This window comes from Paraburkholderia ferrariae NBRC 106233, from assembly GCF_000685035.1.
GTDB classification, from domain to species: domain Bacteria; phylum Pseudomonadota; class Gammaproteobacteria; order Burkholderiales; family Burkholderiaceae; genus Paraburkholderia; species Paraburkholderia ferrariae.
The window spans coordinates 39,466-56,041 of record NZ_BAYB01000032.1 but is presented as its reverse complement, the minus strand read 5'-3'; the positions used below and the strand labels follow the sequence as shown (position 1 = coordinate 56,041).

The 16,576-nt window shown below is 64.9% G+C and carries 19 protein-coding genes and 1 pseudogene; 6 read left to right on the top strand and 14 right to left on the bottom strand.

Translation table 11 applies throughout. The annotated features are described in order from the left end of the window. Positions 1-94: 94 nt before the first annotated feature. Positions 95-625 carry a DinB family protein gene (locus BFE01S_RS28955; protein WP_028228506.1) on the bottom strand — a complete coding sequence of 177 codons (531 nt, stop codon included), beginning with the start codon at positions 623-625 and terminating at the stop codon, positions 95-97. 180 nt (positions 626-805) lie between these two features. Between BFE01S_RS28955 and BFE01S_RS28950 the strand changes: the two genes are divergently transcribed. Next, complete coding sequence (locus BFE01S_RS28950; RefSeq protein ID WP_156967186.1) at positions 806-1,381, top strand: TetR/AcrR family transcriptional regulator; 576 nt, start codon at positions 806-808, stop codon at positions 1,379-1,381. On the opposite strand, the pseudogene BFE01S_RS46430 reads toward BFE01S_RS28950, so the two are convergent. From BFE01S_RS46430 to BFE01S_RS28930, 5 genes and pseudogenes are all read right to left on the bottom strand, one after another. Further along, a pseudogene (locus tag BFE01S_RS46430) lies at positions 1,378-1,488 on the bottom strand (cupin domain-containing protein); the annotation flags it as partial. The gene BFE01S_RS28950 and the pseudogene BFE01S_RS46430 overlap by 4 nt on opposite strands. A gap of 37 nt (positions 1,489-1,525) precedes the next feature. Next, positions 1,526-2,332, bottom strand: coding sequence for an ROK family protein (locus tag BFE01S_RS28945; protein WP_028228504.1), 807 nt, complete (start codon positions 2,330-2,332; stop codon positions 1,526-1,528). 91 nt (positions 2,333-2,423) lie between these two features. Further along, entirely contained in the window at positions 2,424-4,034 is a 1,611-nt protein-coding gene (gene zwf / locus BFE01S_RS28940) for a glucose-6-phosphate dehydrogenase (protein WP_028228503.1), read from the bottom strand. Positions 4,035-4,465: 431 nt separating this feature from the next. Next, positions 4,466-5,224, bottom strand: coding sequence for an SDR family oxidoreductase (locus BFE01S_RS28935; RefSeq protein WP_028228502.1), 759 nt, complete (start codon positions 5,222-5,224; stop codon positions 4,466-4,468). A 94-nt stretch (positions 5,225-5,318) separates the two neighbouring features. Continuing rightward, positions 5,319-6,068, bottom strand: a complete 750-nt coding sequence (locus tag BFE01S_RS28930) for an SDR family oxidoreductase (protein ID WP_028228501.1) — start codon at positions 6,066-6,068, stop codon at positions 5,319-5,321. A gap of 102 nt (positions 6,069-6,170) precedes the next feature. On the opposite strand from BFE01S_RS28930, the gene BFE01S_RS28925 reads away from it, so the two are divergent. Both BFE01S_RS28925 and BFE01S_RS44665 read left to right on the top strand, forming a co-directional pair. Continuing rightward, a complete protein-coding gene (locus BFE01S_RS28925) occupies positions 6,171-7,073 on the top strand; it encodes an AraC family transcriptional regulator (protein WP_028228500.1) in 903 nt (300 codons plus the stop codon). A gap of 173 nt (positions 7,074-7,246) precedes the next feature. After that, entirely contained in the window at positions 7,247-7,402 is a 156-nt protein-coding gene (locus tag BFE01S_RS44665) for a hypothetical protein (RefSeq protein WP_156967185.1), read from the top strand. Positions 7,403-7,449: 47 nt separating this feature from the next. Here BFE01S_RS44665 and BFE01S_RS28920 read toward each other — a convergent pair whose 3' ends face one another. The 5 genes from BFE01S_RS28920 to BFE01S_RS28900 form a co-directional block, all read right to left on the bottom strand. Continuing rightward, a complete protein-coding gene (locus BFE01S_RS28920) occupies positions 7,450-8,061 on the bottom strand; it encodes an ATP phosphoribosyltransferase regulatory subunit (protein ID WP_028228499.1) in 612 nt (203 codons plus the stop codon). 247 nt (positions 8,062-8,308) lie between these two features. Then, positions 8,309-8,641 (bottom strand): antibiotic biosynthesis monooxygenase family protein, encoded by a 333-nt coding sequence (locus tag BFE01S_RS28915; RefSeq protein ID WP_028228498.1) that lies wholly within the window; start codon positions 8,639-8,641, stop codon positions 8,309-8,311. 136 nt (positions 8,642-8,777) lie between these two features. Further along, complete coding sequence (alr, locus tag BFE01S_RS28910; RefSeq protein ID WP_028228497.1) at positions 8,778-9,902, bottom strand: alanine racemase; 1,125 nt, start codon at positions 9,900-9,902, stop codon at positions 8,778-8,780. 167 nt (positions 9,903-10,069) lie between these two features. Beyond that, entirely contained in the window at positions 10,070-11,035 is a 966-nt protein-coding gene (locus tag BFE01S_RS28905) for a quinone oxidoreductase family protein (RefSeq protein WP_028228496.1), read from the bottom strand. Between the two features lie 32 nt (positions 11,036-11,067). Beyond that, positions 11,068-11,319: a hypothetical protein gene (locus BFE01S_RS28900; RefSeq protein WP_028228495.1), complete on the bottom strand. Its 252-nt coding sequence runs from the start codon at positions 11,317-11,319 to the stop codon at positions 11,068-11,070. A 96-nt stretch (positions 11,320-11,415) separates the two neighbouring features. On the opposite strand from BFE01S_RS28900, the gene BFE01S_RS28895 reads away from it, so the two are divergent. After that, positions 11,416-12,237 (top strand): AraC family transcriptional regulator, encoded by an 822-nt coding sequence (locus BFE01S_RS28895; RefSeq protein WP_042338919.1) that lies wholly within the window; start codon positions 11,416-11,418, stop codon positions 12,235-12,237. Between the two features lie 57 nt (positions 12,238-12,294). Here BFE01S_RS28895 and BFE01S_RS28890 read toward each other — a convergent pair whose 3' ends face one another. The 3 genes from BFE01S_RS28890 to pdxR form a co-directional block, all read right to left on the bottom strand. Then, entirely contained in the window at positions 12,295-12,735 is a 441-nt protein-coding gene (locus BFE01S_RS28890) for an SET domain-containing protein (RefSeq protein WP_028228493.1), read from the bottom strand. 341 nt (positions 12,736-13,076) lie between these two features. Continuing rightward, complete coding sequence (locus BFE01S_RS28885; RefSeq protein ID WP_028228492.1) at positions 13,077-13,514, bottom strand: PRC-barrel domain-containing protein; 438 nt, start codon at positions 13,512-13,514, stop codon at positions 13,077-13,079. 175 nt (positions 13,515-13,689) lie between these two features. Then, positions 13,690-15,213, bottom strand: a complete 1,524-nt coding sequence (gene pdxR, locus BFE01S_RS40600; RefSeq protein ID WP_042338918.1) for a MocR-like pyridoxine biosynthesis transcription factor PdxR — start codon at positions 15,211-15,213, stop codon at positions 13,690-13,692. A 136-nt stretch (positions 15,214-15,349) separates the two neighbouring features. Between pdxR and BFE01S_RS28875 the strand changes: the two genes are divergently transcribed. Then, positions 15,350-16,075 (top strand): GNAT family N-acetyltransferase, encoded by a 726-nt coding sequence (locus tag BFE01S_RS28875; protein WP_028228491.1) that lies wholly within the window; start codon positions 15,350-15,352, stop codon positions 16,073-16,075. 38 nt (positions 16,076-16,113) lie between these two features. Next, entirely contained in the window at positions 16,114-16,560 is a 447-nt protein-coding gene (locus tag BFE01S_RS28870; protein ID WP_042338937.1) for a GNAT family N-acetyltransferase, read from the top strand. Positions 16,561-16,576 lie beyond the last annotated feature (16 nt).

Below are 16,576 nucleotides of genomic sequence, written 5' to 3'. Positions count from 1 at the left end.
CTCCCGGGATGCTATCGCGCGCGCCCTACAGTCAACTTGCAACGGTGCGGGCACGGAGTCTATTTATTGCGGACATCGAACCGGGCAGCCGCGGCTAGTTGCGGTGTTTCCCGGGAGACTCACCGACACTCCGCTGCGGCTCGACTTCATGAAGAAACCCTGTGAACGTGTCGCGCGGCGAAGACCCCGTAAGCTGGGTCAGAATCTGACCCACCTCGCCGCGATGATATCCGCCGTGTGCAATGAGGTGCCCCAGCATTTCCTCGCGGGTCATGGTGCCAGTCGTGCCATCGGTAAAGGAAAACGTAATGGCTTCGCTCAAGTCGGCTTCGTCGAGATTCGCCAGGTAGTGGACATACCAGCGATCGAGATTCCGGATGCTCTCAAATAGCACTTTCGGATCGGGCGGTTCATCAGACTCGGTGCGCGAGTACGAATGGTTTTTACGCTGCAAATGCGCCTGAAACAGGCAATCGACGATGTGCGCGTGCTCGAAAATTCGCGTTGCCGTCTGGTACTTGAAGTCGTGAGCCAGACTCTCGTTTTCAAGCAGTCCGCGGATGAGATTCTCGTCGGCCCAGGTCTTGTACTCGAATAGCGAAGCCAAAAGCATTTTGGCACTCATGGGGGTTCCCTCATAAACCTGATTAAAGTCTTATTACGCCTGATAGAAGGCCGTTTCTTGTCCATGTATCATGCGAATTGATACTCATATTCTGGCTTGGAGGAAACGGCTTTGGCTACTCGCGTTTTACGGCAACCTGTCGTCTTGCGGAGGCCGCCGCGGCAGCAGCGGTCGCGGGCCATGGTCGATGCGATCGTCGATGCGGCTATTCGCGTTCTGGCGGCGCGAGGCTGGGCCGACTTTACGACGAACGAGGTGGCCGAGGTGGCCGGCGTCAGCGTGGGTTCGCTGTATCAGTACTTCCCCGACAAGCTCGCGCTGGCCGAGGTGATCCGGCAACGCCACCTCGACGCGGTGCTCGATGCGCTGGCGCCGCCGGCGAAAGGGCCGCAGGCCATGTCGTTAGCGCAACGCGTGACGCATCTGGTGACGGGCATCATTGCCCTGCATAGCGAAAATCAGGCGCTGCATCGTGTGCTGATCGACGGCGTGCCGCTGTTGGCGCGCACGAACTACGGCGACTTCGAAGAAGCGTACCGGCGTGCCTATCGGGCCGTGATCGAATTCGCATCCGGGCGCGAAGGCGACGCGGGTGACGAAGTGGCGGCGTGGGTGCTGGCTGGCGCAGTGGAGGGGGCAGTGCATGCCGCTGCACGCAACGGGCAACTCGACGCGCCGCTCCTGAAAGCCGAACTGACCGGGCTGGTGCTCGGCTACTTGCGCAACCGGAAGAGCGAAGCGGGAAGTGAACTTTAGACGTCGATGATGACGAGCGTGCCGTGGCTGCCGGGCAGGACGGCGTGGGCGGTCCCCGCCAGCGCAAGATACATCTGCCCGCTCTCGACGGAGACTGTTTCCGATCCTGCTTGCAGCAGCAGTTCTCCAAATGGCGCAGCATGGTCATCGACTAAAAATACCCGTGCGCTGCGTGGCCTCCGGCAATTGCCGCGTTTCCCGGACCGAAAGCGGATGCCACAAACGCGCTCCGCCCTCAATGCCTCTTTCGTTCGGTACGGTAGCCGCATTCGGCGGTAAATCGAACGTGAGACGCGCGGCATTACCGCCGCCAATCCAGAGCTTGTCGTAATGCACGAGCGATTCGAGAATGCTAATTATCTTCTCGACACGCTTGTTCCAGCGTTTGTTGCCGGCCTTGCGGCGGGCGGCATCGCCGATGTATTCGTCGTATGTGCGGTTCTTGCTGACCGGATGATGCGCGAGTTCGAGATGCGGCATCAGTTCGCCGTCGCGGAACAGGGCCGTGCCGGCGCCTGTGCCTAGCGTCAATACGAATTCGAGCCCCTGTCCTTCGATGGCGGCGAAGCCCTGCATTTCCGCGTCGTTGATGATGCGCACGGACGGATTGCCAAGGCGCTCGCCCAGCATTTGCGCGAGCGGCACGTCGTTCCAGCCTTGCGGGCCGAGATTCGGCGCGGTCAACACGCGATTGTCGCGCACGAAACCGGGAAAGCCGATCGAGACGTGAGTGGGCGGATGCGCTTTGACGAGCGGTTCGACCAGCTTGCAGAGCGTTTCGACGAGCAGGTCCGGCGGGCAGGGATGCGGCGTCGGCACGCGCACGCGTTCGGTGCGCATGTTCCCTTGGGCGTCGATGATGGCCGCTTTCAGGCCCGTTCCGCCGATATCGATGGCGAGGATATTTTCGATGTCCTTACTTTTTCCCTGCCTGGCTGGCGTTGCGCGCAGCGTGCGCCCTGTGCGCTTTGTCGCGGTGCTGGTTTTGCGGGTCGTGCTTGCCACGCTTTCCTCCTTCGGTAAAGGGTGCGCTGTGAAGCGCCTATTGTGACGTCTTGCCCGGTCTCGTTTGAGTCAGTGCGCGCCATGCGCGGCCGTCGTGCGCGAGCAGGGCGTCGGCTTGCGCTGGTCCATCGCTGCCCGCGGCGTAGCCGTGCACCGGAATCGCGCTGCCGCTCTCTGGATGCAGTACGCCGTTCACCGCGGCCCACGTCGCTTCGATGCTATCGGCACGTTGAAAGAGCGTTTCGTCGCCGAGCATGCAGTCGTAGAGCAGCGTTTCGTAGCCGACATTGGCGGCCTGGGTGAAGAACGCATCGTAATCGAACGAGGACTGCACCGCGCCGATCTGCATGACGGGCCCCGGGGTCTTGACGTTGAAATCGAAGCTCGTGCCATGCGAAGGATCGATGCGCAGCGTGAGGACGTTGGGCGTGGGTACACCGATGGGCATCCCGCGGAACACGCGCAGCGGCACGCTCTTCAGTTGCACCGAAATTTCGGTGCGCCGCGCCGCGAGACGCTTGCCGGTGCGCAGATAGAACGGGACACCGGCCCAACGCCGGTTGTCGATCTGCACCCTTGCAGCGGCGTAGGTCTCGATAGGGCTGTCTTTCGCGACGTTGGGCTCGCTGCGATAAGCTACGCCCGCCGGTCCTTGCCCATATTGGCCGAAGATCACGTCGCCCGGCGTGAGCGGCTGGATGGCCTCGAAGATTTCGGCCTTCTTGTTGCGTATGGCTTCGGCGTCGAACGAGTTGGGCGACTCCATCGCAATCATGCCGAGCAACTGGAAGAGGTGGTTCGGCACCATGTCGCGGAAGGCGCCCGTTTGTTCGTAGAAGTTGCCGCGCTCCTCCACCCCGATCACTTCCGACGCCGTGATCTGCACGCTGTCGATATACTCGCGGCGCCAGACCGGTTCGAACCACGCATTGGCGAAGCGCACGGCCAGAATGCTCTGTACGGTGTCCTTGCCGAGAAAATGGTCGATGCGGTAGATCTGCGTTTCCTTTGCGAAACTCAGCAGATGCCGGTTCAGATCGCGTGCCGAAGCAAGGTCGGTGCCGAAAGGCTTTTCGATCACGATGCGGCGGAACGGACCGCCGTCCTTGCGGTCCTCTTTCAACAGGCCGGCGCGGCCCAGGCGTTCGACGATCGGTTTGAAGAAGCGCGCGCCTACCGCGAGATAGAACACGACGTTGCCGCGCGTCGTGCCGTCGAGTTGCTGGGCGAGACGTCGATACAGGCCGTCGTCCTCGAAGTCGCCGGCGATATAGTCCAGGCGCTGCGCGACCCAGTTCCAGGCGTTGTCGTCCAGCTTACCGGCGTGAAAGGTACTGGCCTTGTCGGCGGCGAACTTCTGGAGCGCGTCATGCAGTTCGTCGGCCCATGCCTTCGTCTCGCGCTCGCCATGGTTTACGCCGACAATCTTCATGGCCTCGTCGAGCAGGCCATCGACGGACAGATTGTAGAGCGCGGGCATCAGCAGGCGCTGGGTCAGGTCGCCGCCGGCACCGAAGATCACCAGCGTACAGGGTGGCGCCGGATGCTTGCCGGCAGGCGAGGCTGGGGTGCCGTGCGGATGCGAAGCCACTTTGGCGCTGGCGGCCGAGGCGGAGGGGGTGGACGGATTGGGCAGGTTGGGCGGCATGATTTCGCTTCAGTTGACCGGGGATGATCCGCTGGTAGCAATCGCTATACCTTGAATGATCGCTTGATATTGTAAGCTTCCCGACCTTGAGCCGCTTTCCGGGCGCACGGCAGGCGATTCCCCATGAACGCTCGCGTTCACCGTTATTCGTAACGGATTGCGCCGCTGCGCGCCGCTCGTCCCGCGCGGCAACCACCCCTTCGATTTCTGCGTCGTGAGCCAGCGCGCGGCAGATACGCGCGGCAAAATTTCCCTATCCTCCCAGGACAACGACTCTCATCACGCCCCCGTTGGCGGTCTTGCATTCCGTTTTTCCATTCGATGAATGACGCGCAATGCTGTCTTTGCAGCCAGGGCGCACGGTCACAATAGCATCGCCGGGAAAAGCGGTTTGCAACGCGAACGGGAGCGTGTTTGCCGTGTGGGCGACCTCACCAGGGAATCGTTTCGTTTTCCCAGCATGTGAACGTTCCGGTCGGGCCGTCTGCGCCGAGCAACGCCACGCGTACCGCCTCGCGCGCACCGGCCTCGACCGGGTCCGTGCCCGTGTAGCCGTTGAGGTTCGTCCTCGTGAAGCCGGGAGAAACGGCGTTGACCTTGATCCCCTCGGGTTCGAGCTCGATTGCCATGGCTACGGTCAACGCATTGAGCGCCGTCTTGGAGGCGGGGTAGACCGGGCCGAAGATGCCGCGCCAGGCGAAGGCCGGGTCCGAGTTCGCCGCCAGCGATCCCACGCCGCTCGACACGTTGACGATGCGCGCCGCCCCGGACTTGCGCAGCAGCGGCAGCATGGCCTGATACACGGCGAGGACGCCGAATACGTTCGTGTTCCACACCGCGCGCATTTCGTCGATTGATACGTTGCTCGGCCGCGTGGTTTTCGCATAGTCCTCCACGGACTGGCCGGGTAGTCTCCGCGTGTTCGAGATGGCGGCGTTCTGGACGAGCACATCCAGGCGGCCGAATGCGTGGGCGATGCGCTGCGCCGCAGCGGAGATCGAAGCGTGATCGGTCACGTCGAGCTGAAGCGCGTGGGCGCTTGGGCCGATCTCCCGGGCCGCGGTCTCGCCGCGTTCGGCATTGCGCGATCCGACCAGCACGGTATAGCCGTGGCGCACGAGATCCCTGGCGATCTCGTAGCCAATGCCTTGATTGGCCCCGGTAACGAGGGCGATGGGTGGGTCCTGCATGCAAGCTCCTGGTGGCAAAGCCTCGCAATGTTGCGAGGCTTTGCGAACTTTAGATAAGGATTGCTTATATTTATTGCGAATCCGCGCCAGCTTGTCAGCGTGCTTCGGCGGCCCACGCCTCGGCGTCCACCCCCGCGGGGATATGCATGGGCGACGACGGATCGGTCGCCGCGCGCCACACCGCTTCGGCAACATCCTGGGCATGGGTAATCGGCGCCGTTTCGTCGGTCAACTGGGCGAATATCTGCTTGAAGATGTCCGCATAGGCCTCATGCTCGAGCCCATACATATGGGCGCGCGCATTCTCGCCGAAACGGGTATCCGGTGCGCGGCCCGGTAGTACGAGACGCACTCGCACACCGAATTGCGCGAGCTCCAGCGCCATCGATTCGGTGAAGGCATTCACCGCTGCCTTGCTCGCGCGGTAAGCGGAGAGAAGGGGCAGCGCTTTGAGCGTGACGCTCGACGTGACGTTCACGACCACGCCGGCCTTGCGCTCGCGGAACTGGGGCAGCACGGCCTGCGTCACGGAAATCGTGCCAATGGTGTTGGTTTCCAGCACCGCGCGCACGGCCTCGATGGGCGCAAGCTCGGCCGGGGCGGCCATGCCGAAGCCCGCGTTGTTCACGAGCACGTCGATGGGGCCTGCCGCTTCGACGGCGTCGCGTATGCTTTCCGGATTCGTGACGTCGAGGGCCAGCACGCGGAGCGCGTCCGAGGGCGGCAGCAGGTCCGCACGCGGCGTGCGCATGGTGGCGACGACACGCCAGTCGCGGGCGAGAAAGTAGCGCGCGATTTCCAGGCCGAAGCCTGACGAACAGCCCGTGATCAGCACGGTTTTCATTGAAGCACTCCTTGGACAGGGGGAACAGGGCTTCTACGATAGATCGCCGAAGCCGTACTCGCTACAATCGAACATCCGAATTTCATTTGCAGGAGTCCGGCGATGATCGATCCGATGGCCGAGGTGGTCATGCTGCTGCAGCCGAGCGCGCGCTTCTCCAAACTGGTGATGGGCGCCAGCCCCTGGCGTATCAGTCGCTCGGACGCCGGCGAGCCGTTCTACGGCGTGATTCTCGAGGGCGGCTGCCGGATCGCGATCGACGAGCACGAGCCAATCGAGCTTTTGTCGGGCGACTTCGTGCTGATTCCCGCGGCCTACGGCGTGGCGATGTCCAGCCTGAAACCGCCGCCGCCGGGCGTGGAAACGGCGGCGCCTGTTGCGCTCGGCAATGGCGAATTCAGAATTGGGCCCGCGGACCGGCCGATCGACACGCGGATGATGGCCGGGCATTGCAACTTCGGTTCGCCCGATGCTTCCCTGCTGGTGTCGCTGCTGCCGCATATCGTGCATGTGCGTGGCGAACAGCGCCTCGCCACGCTGGTGCAACTCGTGCGGGAAGAGTCGCGCGAGCAGCGGCCCGCGCGCGAGGTGGTGCTTTCGCGTTTGCTGGAGGTGCTGCTCATCGAGGCATTGCGGTCCGCGGCCGGGACCAGCGCTTCGCCGGGACTCGTGCGCGGCCTGGCCGATGGACGTCTTGCCGCCGCGATCCGCGGCATGCATGAGCGTCCGGCGCATGCATGGACGATTGCCGAACTCGCGAAAGAAGCGGCGCTTTCGCGCTCGACGTTTTTCGAGCGTTTCAACCGCGCGGTCGGCATCGCGCCGATGGAGTATCTGCTTGCCTGGCGCATGGCGCTTGCGAAAGACCTGCTTCGCCGCAACGCAGGACGGATCGCGGAGATTGCAGAGCGCGTGGGCTACAGCTCTGCCAGCACCTTTAGCGTGGCCTTTGCGCGGCACGTGGGGCGGCCGCCCGCGCAGTACGCACGCGAAGCGTTGGGATGAGCGCGTGACAATTGCAACACGCTTGGCGGCGAGCGTCGAAGGTTATCGTCTATGCGTTTCGAAGACTTCCTTCTCCCGAATTCACGCTGGAACATCCTTTTGTGGAGATCATAAATCGGGAGGACTGCCTGGCGTCTCGAACCGCGTCGCGGCTGGCGTCGAATGAGCGGGACATGACGGCTTTTCACTCCGGCGACCGTTACCTGGCCTGGGAGCTTTTAAGCTGCCTGAAATGGGTCTTGCGGGGAGACTATGCGAGTGCCCGGCGTTATCTGGTGAAACCCGGAAAGGCAATCGAAGCATCCGGACAAAAGGCAACGCAGGAATGAGGCTGAGCCGCTTGGCAACGGCAAGCCTCATCCCAGGCGACCTGCGGTTATAAGAGACCTTGCGCCGTCATCGCCAGCAGGAGCCGTTCCGCGCCAATGCCGAAGCCTGCGCCTTCCCGATAAGCCCCGCCGCCTACCACCTGCTGCTGCGCCCCCAGCTCGGTGCAACGTATTTCGAACCCCTGACCATTCAGGTAATAGCTGAGCCCTCTGCGCGCCGCGTCGTTGACTTCATACTTCAGTCCGAGCGAATCGAAAAAGCCGGTGGCGATCGCGAGGCTTCGTTGCGAGGCCTGCTCCGGCGTGGGGCACAAATATTCGAAGCCAAGCTGCGAAAACTCGCGATACCGGCCGGCCTGCGGCCGTTCGTATCGATAGCAGCGTGCTACGTAAAACAAGCTGCGCTCCCGTTGCTGGCCCAGCAACTCGCCGCAGCGCTCCTGGAAGAGCGCCGTCGCTTCCGGGATCAGGCAGCAGGGCCGGCCCTTCTTGTCGGCGAAGGCCCACATCTGGCCAATGATCTCGCTGCCGCCGGCCTTCTGGATGAAGGTGTCCTGCGACCACAGCGCGGGAACGATCGCTTCTTCGGCGCCTGCGTCAATGAAGATAGTCCCGGAAGCGGTTTTCCAGCGCGCGTACCTGAGCGGCTTCCTTGCCAACGATAAAACGGGTTCCACGAATCATGCTCATGTGTGTCCTCTTGCGTTGAGAAAATAAAAAAGGCGCCTGGGGCGCCTTGGTCGTTTTACATGAGCGGGGAAGCGAATTCCCGGACGCTCAGCTATGGACGTAACGAACCACGGCGCAGCGGAGAGCGACCGTGATGAGGATGAAGCCGGTTCGGGACGTTACGGGGTTCCATGCGTTCGACATTAACACACAATAATCGCGCGTGGGCCACGCACTTCATTTCACGGTCTGCACGATCTCGAAGCCCTCGAATTCGGGGTGGCCCAGATAGAGCGGCCGGTTCGCGCCGCCCGCGTTGCCGGCATTGCCGGCGTTGCGATGTGCGGCGCGAAATGCGTCCGAGCGGGTCCAGGCTTCGAACGCCGCGTGATTTGCCCAGATGGTGTGGCTCGCATAGAGCACGTGGTCGTCGCGCTGCGGGCCTTTGAGCAGATGAAATTCGACGAAGCCGGGCACTTCCTGGAGATGCGTGTCGCGATTGAGCCAGACGTCCTCGAACGCGCTTTCCGAGCCCAGCGCAACCTTGAAGCGATTCATGGCGATATACATGCCGTGTTCCTTTGCTGTTTCGAAGAGACCCGACGCGCTTATCGTTGCCGCGTCGAGCGAACTTCGATTATAGGCAGAGGGCGCGGTGTCGCGCCGTGGCCGCCGCATGCGTCAGACGCACAGGCGGGCGCGTCGCTCAACCGGCCACGGACTCGGCGGACTGCGCGATGGCCTCGTCGGCCGTGTCCGCGGAGGCCGCGACTTCCACCGGCACGCGGCGCGCGAGCGCACACATGAGCTCGTAGCCGATGGTGCCCGAAGGTTCGGCCACTTCGTCCACCTTCACCTGGTCGCCCCAGAGTTCGACCGGCGTGCCGACGCCTGCCGAGGGGCAGGGCGTGAGATCGACCGTGAGCATGTCCATCGAAACGCGGCCGACGAGGCGCGTGCGCACGCCACCCACGGCGACCGGCGTGCCGGTGGGCGCATGGCGCGGATAGCCGTCCGCATAGCCGCAGGCCACGACGCCGATGCGCAGCGGCTGATCGGCCTGGAACGTGCGGCCATAGCCGATGGTTTCCTGAGGCGCAATGGTCTGAATGCCGATGATGCGGCTCGTGAGCGTCATGGCGGCGCGCAGCCCGAAGCCCGCGATGTGGTGCGCCACGCCCGTGGGCGACGCGCCGTAGAGGATCGTGCCCGGCCGCACCCAGTCGCGGTGTGCGCGCGGATGCCACAGCACGCCGGCCGAATTCGACAGCGATTGCTCGCCGGGCATGTCTTGCGTAACGGCATCGAACTGGTCGAGTTGCCAGTCGATGGCGCCATCGTCGGCATTGGCGAAGTGGCTCATGAGGCCCACCGAGCGCACCGCCGCGAGCGAGCGCGCACGCTCCCACGCCTTCTGGTAGGCGTACGGGCGAAAGCCCAGCCGGTTCATGCCGGAGTTCATCTTGAGCATGATGTCCAGCGGTTGCTGCAGCTTCGCGGCGGCGAGCAGGTCCAGTTGCTCTTCGCAGTGCACGGAGACGGTGAGGCGATGGCTGTCCGCGAGTTCGAGGTCGGCAGGCTCGAAAATGCCTTCGAGCAGCAGGATGGGCTTCGTCCAGCCCAGTTCGCGCACGCGCACGGCCTCGTCGAGATCGAGCAGGGCGATACCGTCGCTTTGCGCGAGCGCGGGATAGATGCGCTCGATGCCGTGGCCGTAAGCGTTGGCCTTGACGACGGACCAGACGCGCGAGTCGGGCGCCATCTGCCGGACGAGACCGAGGTTGTGGCGAATGGCTTCGGGATGGATGCGGGCGGTAATGGGACGCGGCATGGCGGTTCCTGATGCGGATCGATCGTGTGCCGTGCGCCCCGAGCGTTACCGGCGGCGCAGTCAGCTTTTGGTAGTGGTTTTCGCAATCATATTGATCTTCGTCCAGTTATTTTTAATGTATTTTTTACAATTTTTGGATGAATCGACTGATGCGAGAACGTCCGGGCTCAGTGGCCGTTTCCGGTTGTGAACACGACGCGCACGTCGCTGCGTTGGTTCGACCAGTGTTCCGCGAGGGCCGAAAGGGGCACGGCTTGCGTTTCGATCCGCAGTCCCGCCGGTGCCGCGGCCTTGAAGACACCCTGCGCCGCGTCGAGCAGGCCAGCAACCGTCACGCTGCCGATGCCGCTGCCGAGCAGGGTGATGGGCGCGGCGCGCAGAACGGCGCTGGGCAGTGCGATCTCCGCGCCGCTGATCGAGCCGATCTGGACGAAGCGCAGCGCCTGCGTTTCGGTCGTGGCCTTGGCGGCCGCAATCAACAGGGCGCGCGCGCTCGCACCCCACAGGTAGTCGAGCACCACGTCCACGCCCTCCGCGAAGACCGGTTCGAAGGTGCGAATCAGGCTGTTCTCGTCTTCGTGCAGGGGGATCGTGAGATCGGCGCCTGGCGCTTTCAACGCATCGAGCACGGCCGGATTGCGTCCCGTTGCGATCACACGCCTCGCGCCCAGGTGCTTTGCGATCTGTACCGCGAGCTTGCCCGAGGTGCCGGTGGCGCCGTTGACCAGCACCGTCTCGCCGGCCTTGAACTGCGCGCGGACGTTGAGCGCGGCCCAGGAAGAGAGGCCCGGAATGGCGATGGCGGCAGCCGTCACGTCGTCGAGCGTATCGGGCAGCGGTACGCAGTGCGACGCGGGCACGAGCGCCTGCTCGGCCATGGCGCCAAACGGTGCGCGGGGGCCGAAGAAATAGACGCGCTGCCCATTGTCGAGTCGGCCCGCTCCGTCGATGCCGGCCGCGAACGGATACGCTCCCGTTGAAGAATAGTGATTGCCCGCAGCACGCCCGCGCGCAACGATGCTCAGCGCGGAAGCGCTGACGTTAACGATGCAATGGCCTTCGAGCGGGGCGGGGTTTTCGAAGTCGGCGAAAGCGGGCAACTGGCCCGCGGCAGTAACGACGGCGGCTTTCATAAGGATTCCTTGTGATTGGGATGCGCGCAGTTTCAATGCGCCTGGACCCACGCGCGCAGCGCCGGGTCGCGAATTTCGAGCACCTCGAAAAGACCGGTGGCGCGCAGCGCGGGCAGCATGGCGATCAGGTCGGCTTCGGCTTCGTCGCGTGCACCCGGCTCCTGGGTCGGATCGATGAGGACGCGGGCGTTGGCGAGGAAGGCCGCAACCGTGCCTTTGCGGATGGTCGTGCCGTTGCGTTCGACCTGGCTGAGGTGATCGGGGAGAATCTGTTCGGCCCGCATGGCGTGGCACTCCTGGAGTGAGGCGACGAACCGAGTTTAGGCGTGCGCCCGCGGCCAGTCTCCGGTATAACAGCCATTCGATACGGAGATTTCGCCATGACTTTTCCACCTGGCGGCCCGCTCAGCGGCCGTGCTCCACCCAACCCGCCGCTCCTCCGTGCCGACCTCGTGATTTCGCAGGATGGCCCGTTTCTGGCCGCCGCCGAACTGACGCAGAGGGAAGAGCGGGAGACCGCGCCGCACAGTCATGCGCGCGGCCAGTTGATGGGCGCGCTGAGCGGACTGTGTTCGGTGGGCGTGGAGGCGCAGCACTGGGTGGTGCCGGCCATTCACGCGATCTGGATTCCGCCGCATTGCGTGCATTCGTTGCGCTCGTACGGCCCGTTTTCGGGCTGGAGCGTGTTCGTTGCCGAGGCGCGCTGCGCGACGCTGCCGGGCGAACCCCGCGCGATCCGCACCACGCCGCTGCTGCGCGAAGCCGTGCGGCGCGCGGCCACCTGGCCCGGCGCGGAACTCGACGCCGCGCAAACCCGCGTGGCCGAGCTGATCCTCGACGAACTACGCGCCTCCCGCGCGGAATCGCTCGGCCTGCCGCGCCCGGCTGACGCGCGCCTCGTGCGCATTGCCAATGCGCTGGCGAGCGACCTTGCCGACAACCGCCGGCTGGAAGAATGGGCGCAATGGGGCGGGGTATCGCCGCGTACGCTCAGCCGCCGCTTCGTGGCCGAAACGGGGCTCTCGTTTGCGCAGTGGCGGCAGCAGGCGAGGATCATGCGCGCGCTCGAACGCGTGGCGGACGGCGTACCGGTGACGACCATTGCGCTGGAGCTCGGTTACGAGAACGTGAGCGCTTTCATCGAAATGTTCCGCCGCGCCACCGGCACGACGCCGGGGCGTTATCTGGCCGATATGGGTTAGCGCGGGCCTGGTGCGCAGCGAGTGGGCTGCTTCGCTGCGGCGCGGCGCCCAGGGGCGTTACGCGCCGGCGCCCAGCATCGTGCCGCGGCAGCCGCCCGAGCCGCAGCGGCAGACATACAGCCGCCGGGTTTCGTCCGGCGTGCCGGGCTCCAGTTCCAGCGCGTAGTCGATGAACAGCTCTTCGCCCGCACCGATGTCGCAGATTGCGTCGATGAAGATGCGGCCATCGACCTCGATGGTCTCGCAGTTCGCGGCGCAGGCGTGATTGAGCCAGCGGGCACCGTTGCCGCCGCGGCCGCCGTCGATCACGCGGCCGTCCGAGAGGCCGAAGAGGAAGGTGTGCGCGCAGTCGCCGCGCGCTTGCCAGTGGCGCGCCGCTTCGCGCCAGGTGGTGAGCTTGCCGCGGTACTCGAAAATGCGCTCGCCGGCGCGCAGCGCGCGCAAGGCAAACACACCCCGGCCGTGGATGGGGGAGCGGTGTACGGTGACTCGTCTCATGGTGGGGCGCGCGCATGTCGGTTGCACGCAGTATAAGCGGGCAATATTCGCGTGAGTGTGACACACGCGAGGCAGTTGTTTCAGACGATTGCCGTTGCGTCCCGCGATGGCGCCGCGATGCACGTGGATGGTGCATGCGGGAGCAGCGGATGGTGAGCATCAGCGCCTCAGCCAGTCCCGCAGGGTAGCCGCCTGGAGCGGATCAGTTAATTCGGATAACTGATTATTGAGGCGGAACCTGGCTGCGGCAATAATTCATGATTCCACGCCAGAAATGACACGCGGCGCCCCGGTCCTGGACCGGGACGCCGCGCAAACACCCTGGGTGCAGCGAACGCGGCTTAGTGCTTGATGTCTTCCTGCTTCGGCTTCGGCGGCGATTGCACCTTCGCGTACTGGAACGCAGGCGTCGCCTTCAGCGCTTCCTTGGTGGCGCCCGGCAGATAGAGATTGCCCTTGCGCACGTCGAGCGAAGCGATGGGCACGGCCACGTCATGCATGCCGACGCCGAGGAAACCGCCCGCCGAAACGATGGCTGCCGACACCGAACCGTCCGGCGCGATGATCAGGTCGCGGACCACGCCCACCTTGACGTTGTCGTCGTTGTACACGGGCTTGCCGAGCACGCTCTTCTTCACGCTCCAGCCTTCGAGCAGGGCCTGCGACTGCTCGACCGTCACGCTGAGCGGCTGCGAACCGGCAACCTGCGCGTAGGCGCTGCTGCTGCCGATCGCGGCGGCCATCACTGCTGCTGCCAACATCGTCTTGCGGAAGTCCATTCTGTTGTGCTCCTGTGAGAAAAGGCGATAGCTGCGAGCCAGCTGCTCGATGCACCGGGATCGTGCGCGGTGCGGACTCGCATGGAGTGACTCGCATAGGGTCCGTAAAGCAGGGTCCATAAAGCGATCCGTCATCTTAGCGGGTTCCAGGAAAGGCTGCGTTCAAAGTGCACGATCAGATTGCGCGGCCAGATCGCGGCATGGCAGCCTGATCGGATTCCTTACCATTCGCCCGCACCACTTTCGCGAGTCTCTGCACGAGCGGCTCGAACAGCGATTCCGAGGTGTTGCCGTACCCCAGCACGAGGCCGTTGTCTTCGGGCCGCGGCTGCAGCGCAAAGCGCGATAGCGGCGCCGGCGCCATGTCGTACTGGCGCACGGCCCGGGCAATGCGCTGGTCGTCGAACGCGGCGGGCAGCCGCACGGTGAGGTGCATGCCGCTGTCGCCGCCCGCCACCGTATGCGGCACGTCCAGGTGCCGCGCGAGCGCGGCCTGAAGCAGATCGCGCCGGCTGCGATAAAGCCGGCGCATGCGCCCCAGGTGCCGGCCGAACTGTCCGCTCAGAATGAACTCGGCCAGCGCGAGCTGTTCGTGGCGGTGGCCGCCGCGCAGGAGTTCGTCGAGGAGCGGCATGGCCCGCGGCGCGAGCGCTTCGGGCAGCACGAGGAAGCCGATGCGCAGGGCGGGAAACAGCGTCTTGCTGAAGGTGCCGATATAGAGCACCGGGGCATGCGGCACGAGGCCCTGCATCGCACCGACGAGTTCGCCCGAGCGGCGGAATTCGCTGTCGTAGTCGTCTTCGATGATCCAGGCGCCGTGCGCACGCGCCTTGTCGATGAGGTCGAGCCGGCGCGGCGCCGGCAGCACGGCGCCCGTGGGGTACTGGTGCGAGGGCGTGGTGTAGATGAGGCGCGGCGTTTCCCTGGCCCAGGCGTCGGGGCTTGCCTGCAGCCCGTCGGCGTCCACGCGCACCGGGATCACGTTCAGGTCGCCGCAGAGAAACGCCGTTTGCGCGCCGCGATAGCCGGGGTCTTCGACCCATGCCGTATCGCCGGGGTTGGTGAGGAGCCGCACGCACAAGGCCAGCGCTTCCTGCGCGCCTTCGGTGATGACGACCTGTTCCGGTTCCGCGCGCACGCCGCGTGCGACGGCCAGGTGGTGCAGGATGGCCGCGCGCAACGCCTCTTCTCCCTGCGGCACGCCGTAGCCCATGGCGCCCGCGCCGCCTGAAGTGATGGCGCGGTCGAGGCACCGTTTCCAGACGCCCAGCGGAAACCGCCCGAGCGCGGGCACGCCGGGTCGGAAGGCGAGTGTGTCCGCGCCGTTCTGCCAGTTTTGGCGGATGCTCGCGCCGCGCGCCGCGATTACCGGCGCCGGGGCGCTGCGGCTCGTGTGGCGGCCATGCTTCGCCCGCGCCATCGCGGCGACGCGCGTGCCTTGCCGGCTCAGTTCGATATAACCCTCGGCGCTCAGCAGGTCGTAGGCCGCCGTCACGCTGTTGCGCGAGACGCCGATGGCTGCCGCCAGGGTGCGCGAGCCGGGCAGGCGGCAGCCCGAGGGCAGCCGTCCCTCAAGAATGCCGCTGCGGATGCGCTGAAGCAGTTGCCGCTGCAGCGATTCGCCTTCGCGGTCCCGCACGAGCGGCGCTTCGAGCAGGAAATCGACCAGCGGGTCGGTGGCGTCGTCGGTTGGGGGCATGAGGGCGGGTCGAGTCTGGCGGGGCGGCGGGTGGAGGAGGCGTGGCACCATCGAAATGGGGAAACGTGGACCCTCCATGAGAGCCACGGAGCACGTAATCTAGCACACGATCTCATCACATTTGCGGGAGCAAGCCTTGACTCAGCACTTCAACGAATTCGGGCAACCCATCGGCGAGCCGGTTCCCGGCTGGACGCCGCGCACGAAGCCGGAGCCCGTCACGCTCACCGGCAAGTGGTGCCGTCTGGAACCGCTCGATGCCGCGCGCCATGCCGACGATCTCTTCGACGCCTGGCGCAGCGGGCCCGACCAGCGTGGCTGGACCTACCTGAGCGTGGGGCCGTTCGAGCGCGTGGAGGACTTTCGCGCCTATACGGCGGCCGCCGCGCAAAGCACCGATCCGCGCCACTACGCGGTGATCGACCTGAAGTCGGGCCGGGCCGTCGGCTCGCTTTCGCTGATGCGTCAGGATCCGGCCAACGGCGTGATCGAAGTGGGCCACGTGGTGTTTTCGCCGCGGCTCAAGCAGACGCGTCTTTCGACCGAGGCGCAGTTTCTGCTGATGGCCTATGTTTTCGATACGCTCGGCTACCGGCGCTACGAATGGAAATGCGACAGCCTGAACGGGCCGTCGCGCACGACTGCCGTGCGGCTTGGCTTTACCTTTGAAGGGATTTTCCGCCAGGCGATTGTCTACAGGGGGCGTAACCGCGATACCGCATGGTTCTCGATCCTCGACGGCGAATGGCCGCTCAACCGCCGCGCTTTCGCCGCGTGGCTCGCGGACTCGAACTTCGACGAGCAGGGGCAGCAGCGGGTTTCGCTTGCCGATCTGCGGGCGCGCGAAAAGGCCGCGGTGTAGCGATGCAACAAGGGTCGGCGACAAAGACGGGCACAAAGATGAGCGATGCCATCGAGATCCGCGAAGCGGCGCCTGCCGACGAGGCCGGCTGGCGCCGCCTCTGGGCAGGCTATAACGCGTTCTACCAAGAGACGGTGGCGCCGGAGGTGACGGACCACACGTGGCGGCGCATCGTGGACCCCGCTTCGCCGCTGATTGGACGCGTGGCTGTGCGTGCGGGCCAATGCGTGGGTTTCAGCGTGAGCGTGCTGCACGAGGGGACCTGGGTGATCTCGCCCGTCTGCTATCTGGAAGATTTGTTCGTCGATCCGGATTGCCGCGGGCAGGGCGTCGGACGCGCCTTGATCGAAGACCTGGCCGGCCTCGCGAAATCGTGCGGCTGGTCGCGGCTCTACTGGCATACGCGCGCCGGCAATCCGGCGCGCAAACTCTACGATGAATTTGCCAAAGCCGACGACTTCGTGCGTTACCGTCTTTCGTTTTGAGCCGTCGCGGCGGTTT

Coding starts and splice junctions, on each gene's coding strand:
- BFE01S_RS28955 (WP_028228506.1), bottom strand. CDS start 625: ATGAGTGCCAAAATGCTTTTGGCTTCGCTATTCGAGTACAAGACCTGG.
- BFE01S_RS28950 (WP_156967186.1), top strand. CDS start 806: ATGGTCGATGCGATCGTCGATGCGGCTATTCGCGTTCTGGCGGCGCGA.
- zwf (WP_028228503.1), bottom strand. CDS start 4,034: ATGCCGCCCAACCTGCCCAATCCGTCCACCCCCTCCGCCTCGGCCGCC.
- BFE01S_RS28935 (WP_028228502.1), bottom strand. CDS start 5,224: ATGCAGGACCCACCCATCGCCCTCGTTACCGGGGCCAATCAAGGCATT.
- BFE01S_RS28930 (WP_028228501.1), bottom strand. CDS start 6,068: ATGAAAACCGTGCTGATCACGGGCTGTTCGTCAGGCTTCGGCCTGGAA.
- BFE01S_RS28925 (WP_028228500.1), top strand. CDS start 6,171: ATGATCGATCCGATGGCCGAGGTGGTCATGCTGCTGCAGCCGAGCGCG.
- BFE01S_RS44665 (WP_156967185.1), top strand. CDS start 7,247: ATGACGGCTTTTCACTCCGGCGACCGTTACCTGGCCTGGGAGCTTTTA.
- BFE01S_RS28915 (WP_028228498.1), bottom strand. CDS start 8,641: ATGTATATCGCCATGAATCGCTTCAAGGTTGCGCTGGGCTCGGAAAGC.
- alr (WP_028228497.1), bottom strand. CDS start 9,902: ATGCCGCGTCCCATTACCGCCCGCATCCATCCCGAAGCCATTCGCCAC.
- BFE01S_RS28905 (WP_028228496.1), bottom strand. CDS start 11,035: ATGAAAGCCGCCGTCGTTACTGCCGCGGGCCAGTTGCCCGCTTTCGCC.
- BFE01S_RS28900 (WP_028228495.1), bottom strand. CDS start 11,319: ATGCGGGCCGAACAGATTCTCCCCGATCACCTCAGCCAGGTCGAACGC.
- BFE01S_RS28895 (WP_042338919.1), top strand. CDS start 11,416: ATGACTTTTCCACCTGGCGGCCCGCTCAGCGGCCGTGCTCCACCCAAC.
- BFE01S_RS28890 (WP_028228493.1), bottom strand. CDS start 12,735: ATGAGACGAGTCACCGTACACCGCTCCCCCATCCACGGCCGGGGTGTG.
- BFE01S_RS28885 (WP_028228492.1), bottom strand. CDS start 13,514: ATGGACTTCCGCAAGACGATGTTGGCAGCAGCAGTGATGGCCGCCGCG.
- pdxR (WP_042338918.1), bottom strand. CDS start 15,213: ATGCCCCCAACCGACGACGCCACCGACCCGCTGGTCGATTTCCTGCTC.
- BFE01S_RS28870 (WP_042338937.1), top strand. CDS start 16,114: ATGAGCGATGCCATCGAGATCCGCGAAGCGGCGCCTGCCGACGAGGCC.